Raw genomic sequence first — 23,500 nt, forward strand, 5'->3', positions numbered from 1 at the left:
GGACTGGTTCGCGCATACACCGCCCGAGATCCTGGCCAAGAACTTCGGCGTCCCGGCAGAAACATTTTCCAGGATCCCGCTGCACAATCTTTGGATATTCCAGGGCACCGTGCCCGGTGACCTCGCCGGCGATCGCGCCGCGATTCAGAAGGACGCCCCCGTCCCCACCCATCCCTTCATCTTTCCGCTCGGATCCTCCCGTCCGTTCAAATCTTCCGATACGGGAAGCATCCAGATCGCCGACAGCAGCAATTTCAAAGTTTCGACTGCAGTGTCGTCCGCGCTGGTCACGGTTCGTCCCGGCGGCATCAGGGAGATGCACTGGCACCCCAATGCGGACGAGTGGCAGTATTACATCAAGGGCAAGGCGCGCATGACGGTGTTTGACACCGGGCCGAACGCTCTGACGATGGACTTCAATGCCGGCGACATCGGCTATGTCAGGCGCAACCTCGGCCATTATGTCGAGAACGTCGGCGACACCGACCTGCAATTCATCGGCGTGTTCCGCGCCTCCCGCTACGAAGAAGTCTCGCTCTCCAACTGGCTCACGCACACGCCGCCGAAACTCGTGGCGCAGCATCTCAATGTCGATGAACGCACGATCGCGGGTTGGCCCGACAATGCGCCGGGCGTCATGGCGAAGCGATAAGCAAGGGCGGTCCGCAACTGTTGGAACCTATAGATCAGCAGAACCGATCGATGGTTTGCTCATTGGCCCGCATTTCGTTCCGAGCATGTGAGCACCGAGCGTATGGCGGAGGATGCCGATGACGTAATGTCGTCAGATCGTCTTCACGTCGTCGAACGATTTGGCGATCTGCCTCAACTTTTCCGAGAGAGTCGAAAACTCCGCCGCGCGTGGATCACCCCTGCGCCAGGCAAGTCCTATTTTTCGCGAAAACGTCGTGCCCGACAGCCGCGAATAAGCAACGGCATCCCGCTCGGATACCGCCAGGGCGGGCACGAGCGTGCAGCCCTCGCCCGCGGCGACCATGTATTTCAGCGTCTCCAGGCTGGTGGCGAGACGATTGGTCCGGCCAGGGGCCGAGCACCCGGCGAGCGCCTGCTCGCGCAGGCAATGCCCCTCCTCCAGGAGCAGCCGCTCCTCGACATCAAGCGCGTCCCAGGTCGGACCGCCCTTGCGGGACGCGGGATGCCCCTTCGGGCACGCCAACAGGAACGGCTCGGAAAATATCCCTCTACTCGTCAGCGCGGCGTCGGCTTGCGGCAACGAGAGAAGTACGGCGTCGACATCGCCATCAATCAGCTTCGGCACGAGCGCGCCGGTGAGGCCTTCGCTCAGAACGAGAGCGAGGTCAGAGTATTTCTTGCGAAGTGCCGGCAAAATCCTTGGGAACAGATAGGGCCCGAGCGTCGAAATGGCAGCGAGCCGCAGCACGCCACCGAACGGCTTGTCCGACCGCTGGACGATCGTGAAGAGAAGCCGCGCTTCCGCCAGAACGCGACGGGCCTGTTCGACAAAGGACTTGCCTTCAACCGTCACGATGACACGCCGCGTGGTGCGCTCGAAGATCACCATGCCGAGCAAGGCTTCGAGTTTGCGGACCTGAGCGGACAACGACGGTTGCGCAACGTGACAATGCTCGGCGGCGCGGACGAAACTGCCGTGGTCCGCAATGGCCACGACATATTCGAGATCGCGCAACGAAAGGCCGCTCAGATTCATCGCACGCAGCTCCGGGGGTATAGGTCACGACTATCGAACCAGATAGCGACAGGGCCGGCATCTATCAACCCGCGCAAGTCGCCGGCTGAAACGCCGCTCGCCCTGTGCCAGACGCGATGGCCTGGATCGACGGACCTTTGGCCAAGTTCGACGGGCATCTCTCGTTGCGGCCAACCGCCCCGATTTCTAGTTTCCCGTACGTGGGCACACAAGTGCGGAGAGAACGATGTACCAACTTCACTACTACCCCAGCAATGCCAACGCAGCGCCCCATATGGTGCTCGAGGAGCTCGGCCAGGCGTACGAGCTTGTCCTTGTAGACCGCGTCAAGAATGCCCAAAAATCGGAAGAGTACCTGGCGATCAACCCGAACGGTCGCATTCCCACCTTGGTCGACGGCGGACTCGTGCTGTCCGAGGCAGCGGCGATTGTTCTCCACCTGGTCGACCAGCATCCTGAAGCCAACCTTGCACCCAGGATCGGCAGCCCGGAGCGCGCCAAGTTCTATCGGTGGCTGATCTTCCTGACGAACTCGCTGCAGGAAGAGCTGATGATCTGGCAGTACCCTGATCGCCTGACGGGTACGGAGGCTGCCGCGACTGAGATCGTCAGATATGGCGCGGAACGGCGGGCCGGCGCCTATCTGGACGTCATCGAGCAGCATCTGGAAGCGAATGGACCGCTCTTCCTCGGGGACAAGTTGAGCGCGGCCGATTTCTACCTCGTCATGCTCGCCCGCTGGGCGCGCCCGATGTCCAATCCGCCCCGTTCGCGGCAGCACATCGCGCGGCTGCTCGACATGGTGACGGCGCTGCCCGCCGTGCGCCGCGCCTATGAGCATGAAGGTGTCACCGGCGAAATCTGCTGAACGCAACAACACGCCATACCCTAGACAGCTTTTAGAAGGATCCTAGCAATGACGACGCAGTCCAAGAGCCGCAACATGCCGGAGCGGATGAACCTGCCTTTCGTGGGCCTCGCCACCTTTGCCGGCCAGCCGGCCTGCACCGACTGGGACCGGCTCGATGGCGCCGATGTCGCTGTGCTCGGCATTCCGATCGATACCGCCTCGAGCTATCGCGTCGGAACACGCTTCGGACCACGCGCGATTCGCGAAGCATCCATGTTCCACGGCTTTGGCCCGGAAGGTGTGTTCGATTTCGAGGACGAGGCGACCTACCTCACTGCCGAGGAAGTCAAGATCGTCGACGCCGGCGACAGCGACGTCATCTACGCCGACACCAAGCGCAGCCTGGCGAACGCCGAGCTGGCGGTTCGAGCACTGCTCGATGCCAAAACGATGCCGTATATTCTTGGCGGCGATCACGCCATCACCATGGCAACTGTCGCGGCGTATTCGGACGAGAAGCCCATCCACATCATCCATCTCGACGCGCATTTCGACTTCATCGATCAGCGCAACGGCATCAGCTGGGGTCACGGCAGCCCGATGCGGCGTGCCTCTGAGATGGCGCATGTGAAGGGCATCACGACGCTCGGCCCGCACAACATGGCCTCCGTGAGCAAGAACGACTACGAGGCGGCGAAGGCGTACGGCACGCATGTCGTTTCATTGCGCAAGTTCCGCTCGATCGGCGCGGCTGCAGCTCTCTCCCACATTCCGGATGGCGAGCGGATCTACGTCTCGATCGACATCGACAGCTTCGATCCGTCCATCGCGCCGGGAACGGCAACGATCAGCCATGGCGGTTTCACCTATTACGAAGCCAAGGATCTTCTCCAGGAGATCGCATGGCGCTTCGAGGTGGTCGGCGCCGACTTCGTCGAGGTCTCGCCGCCCTACGACCCGTCGGGAATCACGTCACTGCTCGCGGCCCGGGTCAGTCTCGATTTCATCGGCTCGATCTTCCACGAACGCGCCAAGCGGCGCGGCGAACGAGCTGAACGCGTCGTCGTGCAAACAGGCAATCCGGGTCGGGTCAGCTTGGTTACTTGAGGGCGGCCGCCTGGAGCGAACGCCATCGACTCACGAACCTCGGATTGTGAGGCAAAGCCTCACAATCCGATAGCATTCTTGTCATTCTCCTATTGATCCGAGGGTGACAAGGTTTCCTCACAACACCAATGCAGGAGAACTCCAATGAACGACAAGGCTCAAAGACCGTATCTGACGCACGCATCCGGCGCGCCCGTCACGGATAACGTCAATATCCAAACGGCCGGGCCGCGCGGACCGGCGTTGCTGCAAGACGTCTGGCTGATCGAAAAGCTCGCGCATTTCGACCGGGAAGTCATTCCTGAACGGCGAATGCACGCCAAGGGTTCGGGCGCTCACGGCACGTTCACGGTCACCCACGACATCACCCGCTATACCAAGGCCAAGATCTTTTCCGAGGTCGGCAAGCAGACGCCGATGTTCGCGCGGTTCTCGACGGTCGCCGGCGAGCGCGGCGCGGCGGACGCCGAACGTGACATCCGCGGGTTCTCGCTCAAATTCTACACCGAAGAAGGCAACTGGGACATGGTGGGCAATAACACGCCGGTCTTCTTCTTTCGCGATCCGTTGCGCTTTCCTGATCTGAATCATGCCATCAAGCGCGATCCCTATACGGGCATGCGCAGCGCCGACAACAACTGGGATTTCTGGACGCTTCTTCCCGAGGCGCTACACCAGGTCACCGTCGTCATGAGTGAGCGCGGCATCCCCAGGAGCTACCGTCACATGCACGGCTTCGGTAGTCACACCTACAGCCTGCTCAACGCGAACAATGAGCGCGTCTGGGTGAAGTTTCATTTTCGTACCCAGCAGGGCATTCAGAATCTGACCGACGCAGAGGCCGAGGCACTGGTCGGCAAGGATCGCGAAAGCCATCAGCGCGACCTTTTCGGCAGCATCGAGCGAGGCGAATTTCCGCGCTGGACCCTGTGCATCCAGGTGATGACGGACGAGGAGGCGACGAACTTTGCCTTCAATCCGTTCGATCTCACCAAAGTCTGGCCGAAGGCCGACTATCCGCTGATCGAGGTCGGCTATTTCGAACTCAATCGGAACCCGGAGAACGTCTTTGCCGAAGTCGAGCAGGCAGCGTTCTCGCCCGCCAATATCGTGCCAGGTATCGGCTATTCGCCTGACAAGATGCTCCAGGCGCGCTTGTTCTCGTATGGTGACGCGCAGCGCTACCGGCTCGGTGTCAACCACCATCACATTCCGGTCAACGCACCAAAGTGCCCGTACCATAGCTATCACCGCGATGGTGCCATGCGGACCGACGGCAATCTTGGCCGCACGCCGACCTACTGGCCGAACAGCCGCAGCGAATGGACGGACCGGCCCCAGTTGAACGAGCCGCCGCTGGAGATCACGGGAGCCGCCGCGCATTGGGATCACCGCGTAGATGACGACCACTGGCAACAGCCCGGCAACCTGTTCCGGAAGATGACCTCCGCGCAGAAGCAGACGCTGTTCGAGAATTCCGCACGCCAGGTGGGCCAGGCCGCAAGGCACATCCAGGAGCGGCACGTGGCCAACTGCGCCAAGGCGGACCCGGCCTACGGCAAGGGAGTTGCCGACGCGCTGGCTAGGTTCGCCGAGGCCACGCTCTAGCCACCGTCAGAGGAAGCGGTGAGACCGCTGAACGGGACGCCCGCGCCAATCGGCGCGGGCGCAAGGAAGCGACACCGGTCCGTTGGTTGGGCTGCTCTCATGAGGATTTCGATCATGTTCGACTATATCGGCAGTTTCGAACACGCCATCAGCGCTCTCAAGCGCGAGCAGCGGTATCGTGTGTTCGTCGACCTGGAGAGGAAAGCGGGGCAGTTTCCCCATGCCGTTTGGAATGGCCCGGACGGCATGCGAGATGTCGTCGTCTGGTGCTCGAACGACTACCTCGGCATGGGTCAGCATCCGAAAGTCATCGAAGCCATGTGCACCACCGCCCGCAGCATGGGAGCGGGTGCAGGCGGTACGCGCAACATCTCGGGAACAAATCGCCCTGTCGTCGAGCTGGAGGCCGAGATCGCGGACTTGCACGGCAAACAGGCCGCCCTGGTCTTCACGTCGGGCCATGTCTCGAACCAGACCGGCATCGCCACGATTGCCAAGCTCCTCCCGGACTGCCTCATCCTGTCGGATGCGCTCAATCACAATTCCATGATCGAAGGGGTACGCTCGGCCGGCTGCGCCAAGCAGATCTGGCGTCACAACGATCTCGACCACCTCGAGCAACTACTCTCGGGTGCTGCGGCAAACCGCCCGAAATTGATCGTGTTTGAGAGCGTCTACTCCATGGACGGAGACGTCGCGCCGATCAAGGAGATCTGCGACCTCGCGGATCGCTACGGCGCGCTGACGTATCTCGATGAGGTGCACGCGGTCGGCATGTACGGGCCGCGCGGTGCCGGCATTGCCGAACGGGACGGCGTCATGGATCGGGTTGACATCATCGAAGGAACACTTGCCAAGGCTTTCGGCACGCTCGGAGGCTACATTGCGGGACGCTGCGCGGTCGTCGACGCGGTGCGATCCCATGCGCCGGGATTCATCTTCACAACAGCACTTCCGCCGGCGATTGCCGCGGCGGCAAAAGCCTCGATAGCTCACCTCAAAGCATCGCACTGCGAGCGCGCCCGGCAGAGGCTGTCCGTCGCTGCGACCAAATCTGCCTTGCGCAAGGCAGGCTTGCCGGTGATGCCGACTGAGACACACATCGTCCCAGTTATGGTCGGAGATCCCGTGCTATGTCGATGGGCGAGCGACCTCCTGCTCCACCGACGCGGCATCTACATTCAGCCAATCAACTACCCGACGGTGCCCCGTGGGACCGAACGGCTACGAATTACCCCGACCCCAGCACACGATGGTCGGCTGGTCGAGCAACTCGCCGATGCCATGGTTTGGGTCTGGCAGGAGCTCGGTCTGCCCATTGCAAGACGCTCTCGGCGTTTGGGCTCGCCGAGTCTGGCAGTCGCCACGGGCTGACAATGCTCCCAAACACCGCAGGGCCTTATGTTGATCTTGCCCCAGAGCAGCAGCGCCTCGAAGGTAAAGGATCGGCCTGTGAGAAGATGGACAAGATGACTCCGCTGTCTGACATCGGAAAGCAGACGAATTCTCAGAAAATCGGCGTGCTCTTGAGCAATCTCGGCACGCCGGACGGAACTGACTATTGGTCCGTCAGACGATATCTCGCTGAGTTCTTGTCCGACCGAAGGGTGATCGAAGCTCCACGATTATTCTGGCTTTTCGTCCTCAATACGTTGATCCTCACCACGCGACCACAACGAAAGGGAGAGGATTACGCAACGATCTGGAATCGCGACAGGAACGAGAGCCCGCTCAAAACCATCACGAGGTCGCAGGCAGAGAAACTGCAACAGTCTATCCGTGACGGTCTTCTTGGCAACTCGAAGTCCAACGTCATCGTCGACTGGGGAATGCGTTACGGAAACCCGTCCCTGAAGACCGCAACCGAGCGGCTCGTGGCCAGGGGATGCGAGCGCATCCTCTTCGTCCCGCTCTATCCGCAGTATTCGGCCGCCACGAGCGCGACGGCATGCGACAAGCTCTTCAAGGTGCTCGCATCCATGCGATATCAGCCGGCACTGCGGGTTGCCACGCCCTACTACGATCAGGATACCTATATCGATGCGATTGCGGGCTCACTAGCCGGACGTCTCCTCAGCTCCGGTTTCGAACCGGACGTCATCGTCGCATCCTTCCACGGCATGCCGCTCAGTACGTACCTCGCGGGCGACCCGTACTATGTCCATTGTCATAGGACTGCGGATCTCATTCGGACACGCTTGGGGCTGTCGCAAGAACGCCTGATCGTCACGTTCCAGTCACGCTTCGGTCGGGCAGAATGGTTGAAACCGTATACCGACGAGACCATAAAGGCGCTTGCGGCGAACGGCGCCCGGCGGATCGCAGTCGTAACTCCCGGTTTCTCGGCCGATTGTCTGGAGACGATCGAGGAAATCGGACAGGAAAACGCGAAATATTTCTTTGACGAAGGCGGCGACGTATTCGCTCGCATTGATTGTCTAAACGATAGCGACCGTGGCATGCGCGTGATCGAGGCGCTCGTGCAGCGTGAATTGAGCGGCTGGGTCTGACGCAGTTGGGTAGAGCGACCTGTGGGACGCCCATGCCTTGCGATGGGGAGAACGAGATGATTGGCACGCCGATCGCGATTATTGTGCCGCCGAACGCGCAGTCCTTGGACATTTCCGGTCCTCTGGATGCCTTTCTGGAAGCCAATCGGCTGGCTCCCGACAGATGCAACTACAATGTGCGCCTGTTGTCGGTCGGTCCGGATCGAGCCGTGACGGCTGGAGCGATGTCGATTTTGACCCACGGCTCAATCTTTGAAGACGAGCAACCGATCGATACGCTGCTGGTCGCCGGCACTCCCGACTACGCCCGCGCTTACACGGACTCGCCTCTCCATGCCTGGCTACGACGGCACGCGCCGCGTAGCCGCCGCCACGGCTCAGTCTGCACCGGCGCCTTCTTTCTCGGCGCCGCTGGATTGCTGGACGGCTTCAGCGTGACGACGCATTGGCAGCACGCCGGTGAATTGGCGGAGAGATTTCCGGCAGCAAAAGTGGTTTCCGATCAGATCTTCGTCGAAGATGGACCCCTGTGGACATCGGCCGGCGTCACTGCCGGAATCGACCTCGCATTGAAGCTGATTGAGGACGATCACGGGCGCGAGGTCGCGCTCTCCGTCGCCCGCCGCCTGGTCGTCTTCCTGAAGCGACCAGGCGGCCAGTCGCAGTTCAGTGCTCATCTCGCCGCGCAGGTCGCGACCGAAGGGCGCATTCAGACGATCCAGCATTGGATCCTCGATCATTTGCCCCTTGACTTGACGGTGAAGACGCTTGCCGCGCGGGCCGCGATGAGCGTGCGCAATTTCACCCGCGTCTTCCAAGAGGAGGCTGGAATGACGCCGGCCGACTTCGTCGAGATGGCGCGCGTCGATTCGGCGCGGCGTCTGCTCGAGGATACTGACAAGCCGTTGCAGCGCGTCGCATCGAGCTGCGGCTTTGCAAATCCCGACGTGATGCGCAGAGCCTTTCTGAGGCGGATTGGCACGGGCCCAAGTGAATATCGCGAACGTTTCCGCCGATAAGGCCGCTTCACCGGCAATGCAACCGACCAACTTTCTGTCACCCGGAAGAAAAGATGAAAATTCCGCACCTCTTCTTCGCTATATTGGCATCGATTTCACCAGCAAACGGGACCCCTGTTGCGCCGGTTGATCCCCCTTTCAGCGCCGAACGCATCGAACAGCTGCCGCAGGAGATAAGGCGGGCCGTCGTATCCCGTTGCGGGCCCGATGCCGAGGCCAGGCACTATTTCGCAACTTACGACAACAATTCGCACGTTGTCCGGCTGGACTATTCCTTGCTTCGATGTGATCGGCCGCAGCGGCTCTGCAGGTCTTCCGGTTGCCTCCAGCAAACCTTCGCGAAGTCGCACGGCAGATACGTGCTGACCAGCTCAAACTTCAAGGCGGCCTTCGAGCCTGGAAATTCCATTCTTCAGCCTGATTTCGCACGCAAGCGAACGAGTGCTGACGCACGCAAACCGATACAGTCGTACGCGAAACTGCCAAGGGAATTTGATCAAGGCTAAGGGGTTCTGCCATGAGATTGTTGCACACGGGATTGGCGGTTTCGGCTGGAATAGGTGCCGCGGTCTTCCTGGCGGCAGCAACTCCGCCCGCGCACGAGAGCGTCGCACCGTTATCGCCGGCGGCCCTCGCCGAGATCGCCCGGGTCGAAGCCGAAATAGACCGCATCGAAGCGGACACTTTGAAGCGACTCTCCTCCGTTCCGGATAACCAGGTGCAGCAGATCGAATTGCTCGGAAAACTGATGCTTTTCGACAAGGAGCTCTCGGTCAATCGCAACGAAGCATGCGCGTTCTGCCACATGCCCGAAACGGGATTTACGGGACCGATTTCGGAACTAAACGGGTCCACCGGCTCATATCCCGGATCGGTTCGGACGCGGTTTAGCGAACGGAAGCCCCAGACGCACACTTATGCGCCCCTCGCTCCGGTGCTGCACTACAACGAGGCGCAGGGCGATCTCGTTGGAGGTAACTTCTGGGACATGCGTGCGACCGGTCGTCGCCTCGGCAATCCCGCGGCTGAGCAGGCCGAAGGTCCACCCATCAATCCGACAGAGATGGGCCTGCCCGACATTGCGTGCTCCGTGTACCGCGCTTCGCAACGGCCTTATCGCCGCCTGTTCGAAGCCGTCTGGGGTGCACAGGCCTTTGCGATCGACTGGCCGGTAAATGCTGAAGACGTCTGCAATACCCCCGGCCCGCCGGCTCCCGGCGATCCAGCGCCGATGCATCTGAGCCCTGTCGATCGCGGCCGCGCGGCCACGACGTTCGACCAGATGGCGCAGTCGATCGCTGGCTACGAAGCCTCGCATGAAGTCACGGCGTTTACCTCGAAATACGACGCTGTGCTCGCCGGAAAGGCGCAGTTCACCGCACAGGAGCAACAAGGTTACGAAGTCTTCCGCGGCAAGGGCCGGTGCAACGAATGTCACCGTGACGGCGGTCCCGGCGAAGAGCCGCTCTTCACGGACTTCACGGCGAGCAACATCGGTACGCCCGCCAATCCGCAGCTTCCCTACTATTCTGAGGGCCTGCCTGACGCGCGCGGCTACGTCGCCAACAAGAACGGTTCATCATTCGTGGATGGCGGCGTCGGAGCTTTTCTCTCCGGTGGTCATCCGCTCAGCCAACCATCTGCCGTTGATGCGCGCTGGAAGGCACTGTCGTCGGACAATCGAGGGCGCTTCCGAGTCCCCACACTGCGCAATGTTGACAAGCGACCGTCGCCTGATTTCGTGAAGGCCTTTGGCCACAATGGCTACTTCAAAAGCCTGAAGCAGATCGTCCATTTCTACAACAGGCGCGACGTGTTGCCGCGCTGCGCACCTCACGACCCCCGCGAAGGGACCGGCTGTTGGCCGGCGCCCGAAAGCACAGAGAACATGAATAAGAGCAAGACCGGCAACCTCGGTCTGACAGAGCAGGACGAGGACGCGTTGGTCGCGTTCATGCAGACGCTGACGGATGGGTATACACAGAAGAACTAGCCCGGAAACTGAGGGAAAGTCGGTGTCACGCCGCCGATTTGTTCGACCTCGAGCATGAGCGCGAGAGCCGACGTTCACCGGACAACACGGCCAAAGTAGTGAACGCTCCCAACATTACAATCCGGGTGATAAGCAGGTCTATCGGCATCTTTGATCGTTTTCGGTTCATCCGCTTCAACGAAGCCGATTTCATAATTCGCACTCCATGTGCCAGAGGTCACATGGTCCTAAATGTAGGTAGGCAGCACATGCTGATCGACCGCGCACAATTGCGAGAGCGGATCGCGAGACAAAGATTTCGCCGTGATCAATAATGTCCCGCCGTGCCCCCCACCTTGCCTCTGAACACCCGATACCCGATCGCGACATACAGCACCATCAAGGGGAAGACGAAGAGGCCCTCGCCCCAGAACATGAAGGCGAGACTGGCGTGAGGCGCCGCCGCGTCGTCAATCGTGATGGCAAACGGGATCATGTAAGGCCAGAAGGACAGTGCCAGCGTTCCGAACGCCGCGACAAAGATGACGGCGACAGCGGCGAACGGCCAGCGATCGTTGTGATGGAGGATGCTGCTGACCAGCACGGCCGCGGCCGCAGCTCCGACAGCTGGAAATACAAACAGGTAGGGCCGATCGAGCCAGCGATGCATGATCGGAAGGTTTTCGATCAGGGCGTGCGCAAAGACGATGATCAGAAACGCCAGGACGGCGAGCGCCAGCCCGGGAATCTGTCGACGAGCCGTGTCACGGACGTCCGACCGGCACTTTTGCACCAGCCAGCTCGCGCCCAGAAGAGCATAGCCCAGGCACAGCCCGACGCCGCACGACAGCGAGAACGGGCTCAGCCAGCCCAAAACACCGCCGACATAGACACCGTCGGTGAACTTCAGGCCCTCCACCAGGGCTCCAACCGTTACGCCTTGCATGAAGCTCGCAGCGAACGACCCGCCCACGAAGCTCACATCCCAGATCCAGCGAAACTGCCGCGCCGCTCTGTGGCGAAACTCGAAGGCGACGCCGCGCAGGATCAACCCAAGCAGCATGATGATGACCGGCAGATAGAAGGCCGACAGCAGCGTGGCATAGACGAGTGGAAACGCGCCCCATAGGATCACGCCGGCAACGACAAGCCAGGTCTCATTGCCATCCCAGACCGGCGCGACAGTGTCGAGCATCGTGTCGCGAGCCGCCTCGCTGCCAGCGAGACCAAACAACATGCCGACCCCGAGATCGAATCCATCGAGCAACAGATAGATCAATATGCTAATGGCCAGAAGAGCAACCCAGAACAAGACCATCTCTATTCTCCTGCGCTCGGGTAAGTTGACTGAATCAGCTCCGGGTCGGCGAGCGACATCGGGCGGTTTGGAGAGGCGCCGTGCGGCGGCTCGACGACCAGGCGCGTCGGACCGGCGCGCAAAAGCCGATAGATGTAGAATGTGCCGAAAGAGAAGATGAAGAGATAAACCGCTCCGAATAGCACGAGCGAGGTCATCGCCGCCGGCGCGGTCAGGAACGGCGTCACGGCGTCGGCCGTCCGCAGCAATCCGTAGACCACCCAGGGCTGTCGTCCCACCTCGGCAACATACCAGCCGGTGAGAATGGCGATAAACGGAAGCGGGAAACTGAGGAAGATTGCCCAAAGCATGGCGCGGTTTCGGCGCAGGCGCCGCTTGATGCTCAGATAGGACCCGAACCAAGCGAACACGAGCATGATCAGCCCGCAGCCGACCATGATGCGGAACGTCACGAACGGTATCAGCACCGGCGGGCGATCCTGCAGCACGAAGTCGGTCAGCCCCACCTCCTTCGAGGTCAGGCTCGAGCTGGCGATGATGCTTCCGAGAATCGGCACCTTGATCTCGTATTTGTTGCTTTCAGTCGCCGGATCGGGAAGCCCGATCAGCACTTCGCTCGCAGGCTGCTCGTCATGCCAGCGTCCCTCGATGGCCGCGAACTTTGCCGGCTGGTAGTCGTGAACGTAGTCGCCGACCAGGTGACCGAACACGAGCTGGACGGGGATTAGAAGCGCTGCGAGGAACAGTCCCATCCTCAGCATCACCCTGGACTCGGCGTAGTGGTCGCCACGCAACACATACCATGCACCGGTCGCAGCGACGCAGAATGCACCCGTGAGATAGGCCGCCAGCAGCATGTGCGGAAAGCGCGACCAAACGACCGAGTTGAAGATGATCTTCGTCCAATCGTCTGGCACGAAGTAACCGTTCTGCAGGACATAACCGACCGGCACCTGCATCCAGCTGTTGTTGGTCATGATCCAGAAGGCGGACAACGTGGTCCCGAGCGACACCATCGCGGTGGAGAACAGATAGAACCTTGGCGGCAGTCGCTTGCGTCCGAACACCAGGACTCCGAAGAAGCTGGCTTCCAGCATGAACGCCGTGAAGGTTTCGTAGGAGAGAAGCGGACCCTGGATCGGGCCGGACATCTTCGACAGGACGCTCCAGTTCGTTCCGAACTGGAATCCCATCACCACTCCCGAGACGACGCCCATACCGAAGGCGACGCCGAAGATCTTGAGCCAGAATTCGAACAGCGCCTGATAGACGGGACGGCCCGTTCGCATGTGCATTGCTTCGAGAACGGTCAGCCAGGCCGCAAGACCGATCGTGAAGGCCGGGAAGATGATGTGAAATGAAATGGTGAAGCCGAACTGTATCCGCGACAGCAGAAGCGCCGTTGCATCCATGTGAACATCCTTTTCCCCTCACGGACCGCGTTGATCCAGCCTTGATGCAGGTAGGAGCTGCTTCACCGCGGCCTTTTCCGCAGCGAACGGATTTTGCGCATTTGCACGCGGAGCCGGTCCAGACAGCGGCGTGATCCTGTGGGCGCCAGCAGCCTGTCAGGCCGCGACAGTCGGGAAGTCGGAAAAGATCAGGCGATCGGGATGGGTAAAGATCTCATATCCGTCTGAACGGGCGACCGCGATCAGCGTGATGCCCGCCTGATCAGCTGTCTCAACTGCGAGAGAGGTCGGTGCCGAGACCGCAACAAGGACAGCAGCGCCGATCCGCGCGGTTTTCTGCACCATCTCGACCGAAACGCGGCTTGTCAGAAGGATCGCACCGCCTGCCCGCGCCACGTTCTCCCGCAAGAGCGCACCGGCGAGCTTGTCGAGTGCGTTGTGACGGCCAACATCCTCCCGCACCAGACCTATGCCGGTGTGCGGTTGCCAGAAGGCGGCGGCGTGCACGCCCCGTGTCTTCTGATTGAGCTCTTGCAAGGGCGCCAGCGCGGTCATGGCGTTCAACAGGTCGCGCGCGCGAAAGGTCGCTGTGCTTGATACATGCCGTGGCGTGGGACAAGCCTGCTCCAGGCTTTCGATCCCGCATAATCCGCACCCGACCGGACCGATCATGGCCCGGCGACGCGCCGAGAGTTCGTCCGCCCGGTCTCGGCCCAGCCACATTTGAATCTCGATCCCGAGGCTGCTCTCCACGATTTCGATGCTGGCAATCTCGTCCGCCTGCTTGATGATCCCTTCCGTCAGGGCAAACCCAACTCCGAAATCCTCCAGATCGGCCGGCGTCGCCATCATCACCGCGTTGGTAGACCCGCCAAAGGTGAGCGCAATCGCCGTCTCCTCGGCCACACATCTCGATGAAGGCGTGGGGTTTCCACCGCGCCAGAGAAGCTTCGCACGCTGCCGAAGCTGGCCATCGCTGATCATTGCTGCTCCTTCCAGGTACCGTACCCGTTCAGATAGCCTCGTCTCCCGACAGACGTTTTCTGTACCGCGGTCGCATTTTCTTGATCGCACGACGGCGCCCCTGGGCAAATCGATTCGCCTTTGCCGCGTGCGAATTCGAAAGATCATTCGGTCGTCGACGACGATATCGGAGGCAAGCCCAAACAGGCCGAGAGGGCCCGTGAACATTCTTGGGCTTGAGGACAGCGAACTAAATGCACGGAGCGTACGAGCATGAATAAGCCGGAAAGTACTGGCCTCGCCGATCGACCACGGGCAGGTGCACTCAGACGACCTATTCACCAGATCCTGGTGCCATTCCCAGTCGCTTACTTTGCGGCGGCATTCGCGACCGACCTGGCCTATTGGAGGACCGCCGAAGTGATGTGGTACCGGTTTTCCGTCTGGCTGATCGCGGGGGGACTTGTCATGGCTGCGCTTGTCGCGCTGGCCGCGATGGTCGATCTCTTTCGTAACCAAAGACCGGCATGGATCCACGCCCTTGCCTATGCGGCCGCGGTCGTGCTGTCCATTCTCAATGTCCTTGTCCATAGCCGGGACGGCTATACCGCGGTCGTTCCCACGGGGCTAACCCTCTCAGGTGTCGTCCTCGTTGTTCTGCTTTTCGCGATCTCCCCAGGCTGGACGTTGACCCATCGCTATCGCATCGGAGCAAAGGCATGACCGAAATCAAGACGAGCTTGCCGCGGGTTGCCGCCATCATGGCCGCTGTCGCCGGATTGGGTCTGGCCGGCTGCAACGATAGCGGAGGTGACCCGAAGCTGCAGATCGGCGCAAATCCCGTGCTGCCCCCGCTGCATCAATATCTGCTGCCACCGATCCGGATTGCGACACCGGTGGGGTGGGGATCCGAGACACCCAAGGTCCCGCAGGGGCTGCAGGTCCATGCGCTTGCCACAGGGCTGCAGCATCCGCGGTCGGTTTACGTCCTCCCGAACGGCGACGTGCTGGTCGTCGAGAGCAACGGTCCAAAGGCGCCGATTTTCCGTCCCAAGGATCTGGTCACCGGCGTGGTAGAGACGCTCGCCGGCGCCAAGGCGAAGGACGCCAACCGGATCACCTTGCTCCGCGACACCAATGGCGATGGCATTCCCGACGTACGGTCGGTGTTTCTGGATCACCTCAATTCTCCGTTCGGCGTCGCGCTGGTCGGTCACGATCTCTACGTCGCAAATACGGATGCGATCATGCGCTATCCGTATCAGGTCGGGCAGACCAGCATCACCGCCAAAGGTAGCAAGCTGACCGATCTGCCGGGTGGACCGATCGATCACCATTGGACGAAGAGCCTTCTGGCGAGCCCGGACGGATCCAAGCTTTATGTCGGCGTCGGGTCGAACAGCAATATTGCGGAAAACGGCATCCAAGCCGAGTACGAACGCGCCGCCATCTGGGAAGTCGATCACGCCACCGGCGCTCACCGCATTTTCGCCAGCGGCACGCGCAACCCGACGGGGCTACAGTGGGAGCCGACGACCGGCAAGCTGTGGGCGATTGCCAACGAGCGCGACGAGATCGGACCCGACCTAGTGCCGGACTATCTCACCTCAGTGCAGGATGGCGGGTTCTACGGCTGGCCGTACAGCTATTACGGTCAACATCTCGATCCCCGCGTTCAGCCGCAACGTCCCGATCTGGTCGCCAAAGCGATCGTGCCGGACTACGCGCTGAGCTCCCACGTGGCTCCCCTGGGATTTGCCATGTCCTCCGGCCACAATCTTCCTGCGAACTATCAGAGCGGTGCCTTCGTCGGAGAGCACGGCAGCTGGGATCGAACACCCCTCAACGGCTACAAGGTGGTCTTCGTCCCCTTCAGAGACGGCAAACCTTCCGGCCCAGCGCAGGACGTCGTCACTGGCTTCCTCGATGCGAACAACCACACCCATGGCCGGCCTGTCGGCCTCGCCATGGATCGTAGTGGCGCACTGCTCATTGCCGACGACGTCGGCAACACGGTGTGGCGCGTCTCATCGGCTGACGTCACGGCTGCGCCCAAGCCGGCCTCGTAGCGACCGAACTCACGTGTGGTCGAGGCGGCCTGGGGACAGGCCCGCCTCGCCCCTCGTGGGATAACTCTTGTCGTCGAATTTAGTCGAATCGGCGCGGCGAGCGCCTACCTCGAAATCAGGACGGATGGAGCTTGGCATGTCTTCGCGAACCAAACGACGCATCACTGTTGCGACGCTGCTTCTTGCGATCGGCGCATCGTGTCCCGCACTCGCCTCCACAGCATCTTTATCCTCGAAAGGCGACGCGATGGTCCGATTCGAGCGGGGCGAACTCGTCAGGTTGCGATCTGGAGGACCCATGATGACCGTCTCGGCGGTCAAGGACGACCAGGTCAAGTGCATTTGGACAGACGATAGCGGCCAACCCGACGATGCCACCTTCCCGGCCGACGTGCTGCACAAATTCTGATCGAGCTGTTTTGCAATCATCCTGGAGGCAAGAATGTTGATTACGCTGGTGGCAGTTCTCTGCAACGGAGCGGTGTGCCTGGAAAAGGTCGTCACCAATAGCGAGCAATCCGGCATCACCATGAGCGCCTGCGAGACCAATGCCCAGACCGGAATCGCCGACTGGCTCTCGCATGGCCCTTACAGCCAGTGGAAGTTACAGGGCTACAAGTGCGTGATTGGACCGTATACTCCCAAGCGTGCTGCCTAGACGTCGCGTCTTCGCCATCTATCATGATATTATTCTGACCCGACTATCCCCCGTCTCGTGGTTGTTGGATCTCCACGGGCTTTTCGCGGTGGCGCCTGTCGAGAGGACTTTCCGTGACAACAAGGCCGAACGGTGTCGCGAACGACATTAGACCAGTAGCGGACGCCTCTCCGCAGGCCACAACGGAGTCCGAGTCGGCTGCCGCAATCACCGACCTCGAAACAAGACATCTGTCACGGGAGGTGGCTGGGCGCGTTCTCGTTCAGGACGTCAGTGTGCAGGTATTGGCCGGCGAGGTACTCGCCATCGTTGGACCGACCGGGGCCGGGAAGTCATCGTTCCTCCGGCTGCTCAATCGTCTGGACGAGCCTACGTCCGGCACCGTCCTGCTCAAGTCGCAAGATTACCGTTCCATCACCCCGCGGGAATTGCGGCGCCGAGTTGGCATGGTGATGCAGACGGCGTATCTTTTCCCAGGCACCATCGCCGCCAACATTGCATTTGGGCCGCAGCAACGCGGCAAGATGCTCGCGCCTGCACAAATCGAGGCTCTCCTGGAGCGCGTCGGCTTGCCCGGACTTGCCGATCGCGACGTCAGCAATCTCTCCGGCGGCGAAGCGCAACGCGTCGCGCTGGCGCGGACCCTTGCGAACGAGCCCGAGGTGCTGTTGCTGGATGAGCCGACCTCCGCCCTCGACGAGGCGTCAGTGAGCGGCATCGAGAAGCTCATTCTCGGCATCGTCACGGAACGGCGGATGACGTGCCTCATCGTCACGCACAATCGCGCCCAGGCGCAGCGGCTCGCGGGGCGGACGATGGTCATGCAAGCGGGCCGGCTGGCCACGATCGGCCCCACGGAGCAGGTTCTAAATGCTGGCTGAACTCCAGAACAGTATCGGCAGCGACGTGTTGACTGGCCTCGCGCAGGCCGGCGGGGCGATCGCGCTGTGCGCGGCCGTCGTCGCGCTGTGTCGTTGGCAATCGGTGCATGTGGAGCGCGAGGCGGTCGTCTCGATGGCGCGCGGCCTCGTGCAGATGGTTCTGGTCGGCCTGGTACTGGCCCTGCTGTTGCACGGCCGCCTGCTGATCGGCTGCCTCATCCTCTTCATGATGGCGATCGCTGCGGCGATCACGGCAGCCCAACGTCTCAAGGGAATGGCTGGTGCACTTCCGCTCTGTTTCTGGTCCATTGCCGCGGGCGCGGGCACCGTCATTGCAGTGATGCTCGCGACCCGCAGTCTTCGACCGGAGATTTCAATGCTCGTCCCGGTGGGCAGCATGATCATTGCCAACGCGATGAATGCGTGTGCGCAGGCAATCGAGCGTTTCCGAGCCGAAATCCTTGCGCATGTCGGCCAGATCGAAGCAGGCCTGTCGCTGGGCGCGGAGCCCGCCGTCACTGTCGCGCCCCATCTTCAAAGTGCCGTGTATGCAAGTCTTCTGCCCCGGCTCGACATGATGAAGTCCCTGGGGCTGGTGTGGATCCCGGGAGTCATGGCCGGCATGGTGGTTTCGGGCGCCAGTCCGGTCTACGCGGGCATCTACCAGTTTATCGTCGTGGCAATGATTCTAGCCGCCTCCGGCATTACAGGTCTGGTTGCAACGGTTCTCATGCGCTCGCGCGCCTTCTCGGCCGCGGCTCAACTCACAATGCGACCGGCGGAGACGCCTGCAACTCCTGTCACCAGGCGCTGAACCACGGCACGATCGTGATTGGCCGACCGACCGGCGCGTCCCAATCAGACCTGATTTCGACAAAGCTGGACGGTAGCGCCGCACCTGCCCGGTGCATCAATTATCTCTGCGGCTCGATCCATTTGCCTTGTCAAGACAGATGATCTCGATCCGCCCTCCGGAGCCGGGATGGATGACCAGCCGGAAGCCGTGCAGCTTGATGATGGCCGCCACCAGGCTAAGTCCGAGCCCGACACCCGGCGTGTTGCGCATCTTGTCGGAGCGGTAGAACCGCCGCAGCACGGCTTCACGCTCCTGTTCGCCGATACCCGGCCCCGTGTCGGTCACGCGCACGATGGTTTCCTTGTCACCCCGCAAAAGCTCCAGGCCGACCTTCCCGCCCGCCGGCGTGAACTTGATCGCGTTGTCGACGAGATTCACCACGGCTTCGAAGAGAAGATCCCGGTCGCCCCAAACGTGCAGCTTGCGGTCGATATCCACGCCAAGCGCGATGCTCTTGTCCTCGGCGATCGGTTCGTAGACGTCACATACCTCTCGTAAGATTTCATGAAGCGCAACATTGCCGAACCCGGCCGAACGCCGGCTGTTCTCAATTTCCGTCAGTCGCAGGAGAGCGGTGATGATCGCGAGGGACTGATCAATGCCTCCGATCGCCTTGTCCGTAACGCTCTGAAGCTGCTCCAGGGTGGTTGCATGTGTACGCCCGCGCTCCAGGGACAATCGGGCGCGGGTCAAAGGGGTTCGTAGATCGTGCGCGATATCGTTGCCGACGCCAGCGAGCGCGTTGATCATTGCTTCCATTTCATCGAGCATGCTGTTCACAATCACAGCCAGTCTGGAGAACGGATCGTTGACGTTACGATGTGGGAGGCGCTCGCGGAGGTCGCCGGCGATGATGCGCTGAACCCGCTGATTGACCTCCTCCACCCGCCGTTGCGCGCGCACGCTCAGCCAGGCTCCGGCCAACAGGCAGAGGCAGAGCGCCGGCAAGAGCCCGAGCGCGAGGGCTTGCCCAACGACGCTCGATATCTCGCGGGTCTCGTCGACGTTCCGCCCCAGCACGAGGACATCGCCGTTTTCCAGACGCCGGCCTATCGCCCGAATCAGTGGATCGCCACCTGGCGGTTGGCCAATCGGCACTACCCTCACGGCCTGTGCCGCTCCACCGACCTTGAAGTCCCGCGGCAGCTCTTTGAGGTTGCCGGCGAGCCGATTGCCGGCAGGATCGAACAATCCCGCATACTGAACCCCTCGGGAATCCTGGCCAAGGTGGTCCGAGATTGCATCGGCGCGGCGGTCCCGCGGCAGCGCTGCCATGAAATTGAGCTGCTGAGCGATCATGCGATCGGATCGCGCAATCAGGTAGCCGTCGATCTTCCAGTAGATGAAGCCGAACAGCACGATCGTGAACAGGGCGAAGACAGCAGCCACCGCCGAGGCCCAGCGGAAGGTGTTCGAGCGTATCAATTGGAGCTGGCGCATCGATCCCGCCGGTTGGTGTTCGTACCTCATTCGATCGCCAGGCAACGGCGCTGGCAGCGCCTATTGCTGCGGTCGCAGAATAAATCCGGAGCCGCGGACATTGTGAATCAACTGGGGTTCCCCAGCGCCGTCGACCTTGTGCCGCAGCCGGCCCATATGCACGTCGACGAGATTGGTCGTGGCTGGGACGAACTTGTAATTCCAGACCTCTTCGAGCAACATTGCACGGGTCAGCAACTGATCACTTCGCCGCATCATGTATTCGAGGAGGCGGAATTCGCGTGGCAACAAATCAATCTTTCGCTCGCCGCGCCACGCGGTACGCTCGATCAGATCGAGTTCAAGAGGACCGACCCGCAACGTCGTCCCGCGGCTATCCGTGGGACGACGAAGCAGGGCTTCTATTCTGGCGATGAGCTCCACGACTGCGAAGGGCTTCGTCAGGTAATCGTCTCCGCCGCTTCGCAAGCCTCGCACCCGATCGTCGACCGCGCCGAGCGCGCTTAGCACCAGGACCGGAGTGCTAACCTGCTCCTTGCGCAACGCCTCGATGATTGTAAGCCCGTCCATGCCCGGCAGCATGCGATCGACGATCAGGACATCGGGATGCAGCGCCCGGGCTTTGTCGAGGCCTTCAATTCCGTTTGACGCCCACTCGACCTCAAACCCTAGCTCGCTCAACTCGGCCACGATCTCCTCGGCCGTCCCGGCGTCGTCCTCAATCAGTAGAACCTTCATCATCAGCTCGATCTCAAGTGTGCCAAAGTGCCCAGCCGGCCGGCGGGAAATCATATGCTCGCTCGTTCGCAAAGTCATAGGCACCGTCCAAATAGCCGACTGGGAAGGGGCCGGACCGCGCTACCCAACGACTTGGCTTAGCGCCGCCCGCTTCGGACTAGCACGCCGCCTTGGCGAAGCGCGGCAGAGCCCTCGAGGAACGACATAAACTCTCCGCCGAAGCGGCGCCATTAAATAGCAATTTAACGGGCTTAGCGGATTGGGGACCACCCAGCGCATGGTCGCCCCGCCGCGCGGCTTCGCCGCCCCGTTCTCGCAACACTGAAATCGATTTTAGACGACATCCTTCGGCCGGCTGCTTACGTTCCCGGGTACGCGATCAAGAGAGTGAGCCGCCATGCTGGACGACCTTGACAAACGGAACACGAATGGAAATCCACAGGTTGTTCCGCGGATGTCCTCCAAAATCGGATTTGTCGGGCTCGGCCTGATGGGTACGGCCATGGCAGCAAATCTCGCGGCCGACGGTCGCAACGTATGCGCCTATGTACGCCGGCCGGAACGCATCAACGACCTCCGGGCGCTCGGCGTTTCGGCCACAACTCATCGGCCGGACTTGTTCGACAGCGACATCATCATCACCATGTTGCCCGATGACGCTGCCGTGCGAGATATCTTCTTTGGACCACTCGGGATCGCGGAGTCGTTACGGCCCGGCGCGATCCATCTGTCAATGAGCACCATCAGCACCGGGGCCTCGGCCGCGCTCCTGCTCGAGCACGAGCGTCACGGTCAAGGCTACGTTGCAGCCCCCGTGTTCGGCAATCCAGACGCAGCCAGAGCGCGCCAGCTGGCCGTCATCGTGGCAGGCAAGCCGGAGTCCTATGAACATTGCCGGTCGTTGACGGATTCGCTGGGGAAGACTTTCGTCATCGGGACGGATCCCGCACAGGCCAATCTGCTCAAGTTGCTCGGCAACATGATGACGGCGACAGCTCTCGAGGTCCTCGGCGAAATCGTGACTGTTCTGCGCAAGCGCGGACAGGACCCTCAGCAATTCGTGGATATCATGACGGGCACGATGTTCGACAGTCGCGTCCACAAGAACTACGGCAGCCGGCTCATTGCCGGCAGCTACAAGCCGGGACTGACGATGCCGCTGGCGCTCAAGGACGTACGCCTGGCGCTGGCCGAGGCGGAGCTGGCCGGCGCTCCAATGCCATCGGTGGGTGTCGTTCGCGACCGGCTGATCACGGGAATCGCGCGTGGCCACGGTGGGCTCGACTGGACGGCGCTCGGAATGGTGGCGTCGGAGGAAGCGGGACTTTAGACCTGTCGGTCGTGCAACGTGATCGCACCGCGTAACGCGATGCTTAACGCCGGGCCTCAACGGAGCGCCGCACGGAGACCTTTCTGCTCCCTTTGCGAACTGCAACCGTGAAACGGTTTGCGCAGTCACCTGGCGTCTGCAAAACACGAACCTGCTGAGCCTTGAAACTAACGTTCGCACGCGCGATTGCGCGCGCACCGCGTTAGAAAAAGTGTCGCAAGGGCGCTTACGGACACCCGATTGCCGTCCCGCTTCTCACGCTCCTGAGTCACGCTCCATTGAAGCCGCGTGAGCATTTCGTGCGTTTGGCTGATCCGTGATCCACCGCATCTGCTCAGACGGGCCACCCTATAAACTGGCCCGCTGTTTTTCAACGGAGAAGCTCCAATGACGAATCTCAAACTGCTCTCGAGTGGACTGATCGCGGTGGCAATGCTCGCAACGCCGGCTATGGCTCGCGAAAGCGGCATCGCCTCCCGGCGGGCCGCCATGGAAGCCAATGCCGCCGCGCCGGAAGCGCCGTTCTACTCGGGTGACCGTGCTTGCGTTCCGGCGCCGCGCGTCGGCGCATTTGCAACGGCGCCGTGGACCGGCAACAACGTTCCCTGCGAACCGGGCACGGGCGCGCTCTGATCTGCGTATTGCGGTTCGGCTTGTTCGACAGTTCTTCTTGCGCCTTGGCGCTTGTGACTCCTTGTCGATCAGCGCTCCGGCAAAAGAGTGGGCTGGATTCTCGTCCAGCCCGTTTCTCGTTGATCGTTCTCCCCGGCATTGGTCTCCAACTTTCTCAACTGGCCGCGAGTGGACGGTACTCCAGCTTTTGTGAGGCCGATTTGAATGGCGCCGCTGTTGAACGTGCCTACTCTTTCAAGCATCGCGAAAACTCGGCCCAGCGGCTCCTACGGATGCCGCGCCGGCCGGTGAAATCAAATACAAGGAATGTTCTGATGAAACGAGTGATGATGATCCTGGCTACGGCCGCGCTTGCCTCCGCATTGGCTGTCGGCGCGGCGGAAGCGCGAGGAGGCGGCGGAGGCGGAGGTGGTGGCGGTCACGGTGGCGGTTTCGGCGGTGGCGGA

At 61.4% G+C, this 23,500-nt stretch carries 23 protein-coding genes; 17 read left to right on the plus strand and 6 right to left on the minus strand.

Annotated elements, in window-relative coordinates; all coding sequences use genetic code 11:
• A partial coding sequence (locus FXV83_RS25360; protein ID WP_148742321.1) for a cupin domain-containing protein occupies nt 1–652 on the plus strand: 652 nt, incomplete at its 5' end.
• A 132-nt stretch (nt 653–784) separates the two neighbouring features.
• On the opposite strand, the gene FXV83_RS25365 is transcribed toward FXV83_RS25360, so the two are convergent.
• Entirely contained in the window at nt 785–1,690 is a 906-nt protein-coding gene (locus tag FXV83_RS25365; RefSeq protein ID WP_148742323.1) for a LysR substrate-binding domain-containing protein, read from the minus strand.
• Nucleotides 1,691–1,916: 226 nt separating this feature from the next.
• Here FXV83_RS25365 and FXV83_RS25370 point away from each other — a divergent pair, with 226 nt between their 5' ends.
• The 8 genes from FXV83_RS25370 (at nt 1,917) to FXV83_RS25405 (ending at nt 10,777) form a co-directional block, all read left to right on the plus strand.
• Nucleotides 1,917–2,558: a glutathione S-transferase family protein gene (locus FXV83_RS25370; protein WP_148742324.1), complete on the plus strand. Its 642-nt coding sequence runs from the start codon at nt 1,917–1,919 to the stop codon at nt 2,556–2,558.
• Nucleotides 2,559–2,606: 48 nt separating this feature from the next.
• Entirely contained in the window at nt 2,607–3,647 is a 1,041-nt protein-coding gene (locus tag FXV83_RS25375) for an agmatinase (RefSeq protein WP_235940164.1), read from the plus strand.
• A gap of 144 nt (nt 3,648–3,791) precedes the next feature.
• On the plus strand, nt 3,792–5,255 hold the full coding sequence (locus FXV83_RS25380) for a catalase (RefSeq protein WP_148742326.1): 1,464 nt from the start codon (nt 3,792–3,794) through the stop codon (nt 5,253–5,255).
• 114 nt (nt 5,256–5,369) lie between these two features.
• The gene (hemA, locus tag FXV83_RS25385) at nt 5,370–6,629 is read left to right on the plus strand and encodes a 5-aminolevulinate synthase (protein WP_148742328.1); all 1,260 of its coding nucleotides are present in this window, start codon (nt 5,370–5,372) and stop codon (nt 6,627–6,629) included.
• Nucleotides 6,630–6,715: 86 nt separating this feature from the next.
• Nucleotides 6,716–7,765 (plus strand): ferrochelatase, encoded by a 1,050-nt coding sequence (gene hemH / locus FXV83_RS25390; RefSeq protein WP_148742360.1) that lies wholly within the window; start codon nt 6,716–6,718, stop codon nt 7,763–7,765.
• A gap of 56 nt (nt 7,766–7,821) precedes the next feature.
• Nucleotides 7,822–8,784 (plus strand): GlxA family transcriptional regulator, encoded by a 963-nt coding sequence (locus FXV83_RS25395; protein WP_148742330.1) that lies wholly within the window; start codon nt 7,822–7,824, stop codon nt 8,782–8,784.
• A 53-nt stretch (nt 8,785–8,837) separates the two neighbouring features.
• Entirely contained in the window at nt 8,838–9,290 is a 453-nt protein-coding gene (locus FXV83_RS25400; RefSeq protein WP_148742332.1) for a hypothetical protein, read from the plus strand.
• A gap of 212 nt (nt 9,291–9,502) precedes the next feature.
• A complete protein-coding gene (locus FXV83_RS25405) occupies nt 9,503–10,777 on the plus strand; it encodes a cytochrome-c peroxidase (protein WP_187436146.1) in 1,275 nt (424 codons plus the stop codon).
• 307 nt (nt 10,778–11,084) lie between these two features.
• Here FXV83_RS25405 and cydB read toward each other — a convergent pair whose 3' ends face one another.
• The 3 genes from cydB to fdhD all read right to left on the minus strand — a co-directional run bounded on the left by cydB (nt 11,085) and on the right by fdhD (nt 14,470).
• A complete protein-coding gene (gene cydB / locus FXV83_RS25410) occupies nt 11,085–12,074 on the minus strand; it encodes a cytochrome d ubiquinol oxidase subunit II (protein ID WP_148742336.1) in 990 nt (329 codons plus the stop codon).
• Nucleotides 12,075–12,076: 2 nt separating this feature from the next.
• Complete coding sequence (locus tag FXV83_RS25415) at nt 12,077–13,486, minus strand: cytochrome ubiquinol oxidase subunit I (protein ID WP_148742338.1); 1,410 nt, start codon at nt 13,484–13,486, stop codon at nt 12,077–12,079.
• A 156-nt stretch (nt 13,487–13,642) separates the two neighbouring features.
• On the minus strand, nt 13,643–14,470 hold the full coding sequence (gene fdhD, locus FXV83_RS25420; RefSeq protein ID WP_148742340.1) for a formate dehydrogenase accessory sulfurtransferase FdhD: 828 nt from the start codon (nt 14,468–14,470) through the stop codon (nt 13,643–13,645).
• A 252-nt stretch (nt 14,471–14,722) separates the two neighbouring features.
• Between fdhD and FXV83_RS25425 the strand changes: the two genes are divergently transcribed.
• The 6 genes from FXV83_RS25425 (at nt 14,723) to FXV83_RS25450 (ending at nt 18,871) form a co-directional block, all read left to right on the plus strand.
• Nucleotides 14,723–15,172, plus strand: a complete 450-nt coding sequence (locus FXV83_RS25425) for a DUF2231 domain-containing protein (protein WP_148742342.1) — start codon at nt 14,723–14,725, stop codon at nt 15,170–15,172.
• Between the two features lie 38 nt (nt 15,173–15,210).
• Entirely contained in the window at nt 15,211–16,518 is a 1,308-nt protein-coding gene (locus FXV83_RS25430; protein ID WP_430648947.1) for a PQQ-dependent sugar dehydrogenase, read from the plus strand.
• A 247-nt stretch (nt 16,519–16,765) separates the two neighbouring features.
• Nucleotides 16,766–16,927 (plus strand): DUF2158 domain-containing protein, encoded by a 162-nt coding sequence (locus tag FXV83_RS43000; RefSeq protein WP_187436148.1) that lies wholly within the window; start codon nt 16,766–16,768, stop codon nt 16,925–16,927.
• Between the two features lie 33 nt (nt 16,928–16,960).
• A complete protein-coding gene (locus FXV83_RS25440) occupies nt 16,961–17,176 on the plus strand; it encodes a hypothetical protein (protein WP_148742348.1) in 216 nt (71 codons plus the stop codon).
• Between the two features lie 275 nt (nt 17,177–17,451).
• The gene (locus tag FXV83_RS25445; protein ID WP_235940165.1) at nt 17,452–18,057 is read left to right on the plus strand and encodes an ABC transporter ATP-binding protein; all 606 of its coding nucleotides are present in this window, start codon (nt 17,452–17,454) and stop codon (nt 18,055–18,057) included.
• Nucleotides 18,047–18,871 carry an ABC transporter permease gene (locus FXV83_RS25450; RefSeq protein ID WP_148742350.1) on the plus strand — a complete coding sequence of 275 codons (825 nt, stop codon included), beginning with the start codon at nt 18,047–18,049 and terminating at the stop codon, nt 18,869–18,871. The genes FXV83_RS25445 and FXV83_RS25450 overlap by 11 nt, the downstream gene beginning before the upstream one ends.
• Before the next feature lie 96 nt (nt 18,872–18,967).
• Here the strand turns inward: FXV83_RS25450 and FXV83_RS25455 are convergent, their stop codons facing one another.
• Both FXV83_RS25455 and FXV83_RS25460 read right to left on the minus strand, forming a co-directional pair.
• Entirely contained in the window at nt 18,968–20,353 is a 1,386-nt protein-coding gene (locus FXV83_RS25455; RefSeq protein WP_148742352.1) for a sensor histidine kinase, read from the minus strand.
• A gap of 60 nt (nt 20,354–20,413) precedes the next feature.
• On the minus strand, nt 20,414–21,094 hold the full coding sequence (locus FXV83_RS25460; protein WP_148742364.1) for a response regulator transcription factor: 681 nt from the start codon (nt 21,092–21,094) through the stop codon (nt 20,414–20,416).
• Nucleotides 21,095–21,545: 451 nt separating this feature from the next.
• Here FXV83_RS25460 and FXV83_RS25465 point away from each other — a divergent pair, with 451 nt between their 5' ends.
• Together FXV83_RS25465 and FXV83_RS25470 are read left to right on the plus strand one after the other, a co-directional pair.
• Nucleotides 21,546–22,421 (plus strand): NAD(P)-dependent oxidoreductase, encoded by an 876-nt coding sequence (locus FXV83_RS25465; protein ID WP_187436147.1) that lies wholly within the window; start codon nt 21,546–21,548, stop codon nt 22,419–22,421.
• Between the two features lie 387 nt (nt 22,422–22,808).
• Nucleotides 22,809–23,054: a hypothetical protein gene (locus FXV83_RS25470; RefSeq protein ID WP_148742356.1), complete on the plus strand. Its 246-nt coding sequence runs from the start codon at nt 22,809–22,811 to the stop codon at nt 23,052–23,054.
• Nucleotides 23,055–23,500: the final 446 nt, after the last annotated feature.

It is taken from the genome of Bradyrhizobium hipponense, from assembly GCF_008123965.1.
GTDB classification, from domain to species: Bacteria; Pseudomonadota; Alphaproteobacteria; order Rhizobiales; family Xanthobacteraceae; genus Bradyrhizobium; species Bradyrhizobium hipponense.

Bases quoted from the DNA above. Each gene is read 5' to 3' on its own strand.
- FXV83_RS25465 (WP_187436147.1), top strand. From the start codon at position 21,546: ATGTCCTCCAAAATCGGATTTGTCGGGCTCGGCCTGATGGGTACGGCC.
- FXV83_RS25400 (WP_148742332.1), top strand. From the start codon at position 8,838: ATGAAAATTCCGCACCTCTTCTTCGCTATATTGGCATCGATTTCACCA.
- FXV83_RS43000 (WP_187436148.1), top strand. From the start codon at position 16,766: ATGGTCCGATTCGAGCGGGGCGAACTCGTCAGGTTGCGATCTGGAGGA.
- FXV83_RS25430 (WP_430648947.1), top strand. From the start codon at position 15,211: ATGGCCGCTGTCGCCGGATTGGGTCTGGCCGGCTGCAACGATAGCGGA.
- cydB (WP_148742336.1), bottom strand. From the start codon at position 12,074: ATGGTCTTGTTCTGGGTTGCTCTTCTGGCCATTAGCATATTGATCTAT.
- FXV83_RS25450 (WP_148742350.1), top strand. From the start codon at position 18,047: ATGCTGGCTGAACTCCAGAACAGTATCGGCAGCGACGTGTTGACTGGC.
- FXV83_RS25365 (WP_148742323.1), bottom strand. From the start codon at position 1,690: ATGAATCTGAGCGGCCTTTCGTTGCGCGATCTCGAATATGTCGTGGCC.
- FXV83_RS25460 (WP_148742364.1), bottom strand. From the start codon at position 21,094: ATGATGAAGGTTCTACTGATTGAGGACGACGCCGGGACGGCCGAGGAG.
- FXV83_RS25470 (WP_148742356.1), top strand. From the start codon at position 22,809: ATGACGAATCTCAAACTGCTCTCGAGTGGACTGATCGCGGTGGCAATG.
- hemA (WP_148742328.1), top strand. From the start codon at position 5,370: ATGTTCGACTATATCGGCAGTTTCGAACACGCCATCAGCGCTCTCAAG.
- FXV83_RS25380 (WP_148742326.1), top strand. From the start codon at position 3,792: ATGAACGACAAGGCTCAAAGACCGTATCTGACGCACGCATCCGGCGCG.
- FXV83_RS25370 (WP_148742324.1), top strand. From the start codon at position 1,917: ATGTACCAACTTCACTACTACCCCAGCAATGCCAACGCAGCGCCCCAT.
- FXV83_RS25375 (WP_235940164.1), top strand. From the start codon at position 2,607: ATGACGACGCAGTCCAAGAGCCGCAACATGCCGGAGCGGATGAACCTG.
- FXV83_RS25415 (WP_148742338.1), bottom strand. From the start codon at position 13,486: ATGGATGCAACGGCGCTTCTGCTGTCGCGGATACAGTTCGGCTTCACC.
- FXV83_RS25455 (WP_148742352.1), bottom strand. From the start codon at position 20,353: ATGCGCCAGCTCCAATTGATACGCTCGAACACCTTCCGCTGGGCCTCG.
- FXV83_RS25425 (WP_148742342.1), top strand. From the start codon at position 14,723: ATGAATAAGCCGGAAAGTACTGGCCTCGCCGATCGACCACGGGCAGGT.
- fdhD (WP_148742340.1), bottom strand. From the start codon at position 14,470: ATGATCAGCGATGGCCAGCTTCGGCAGCGTGCGAAGCTTCTCTGGCGC.
- FXV83_RS25395 (WP_148742330.1), top strand. From the start codon at position 7,822: ATGATTGGCACGCCGATCGCGATTATTGTGCCGCCGAACGCGCAGTCC.
- FXV83_RS25440 (WP_148742348.1), top strand. From the start codon at position 16,961: ATGTTGATTACGCTGGTGGCAGTTCTCTGCAACGGAGCGGTGTGCCTG.
- hemH (WP_148742360.1), top strand. From the start codon at position 6,716: ATGGACAAGATGACTCCGCTGTCTGACATCGGAAAGCAGACGAATTCT.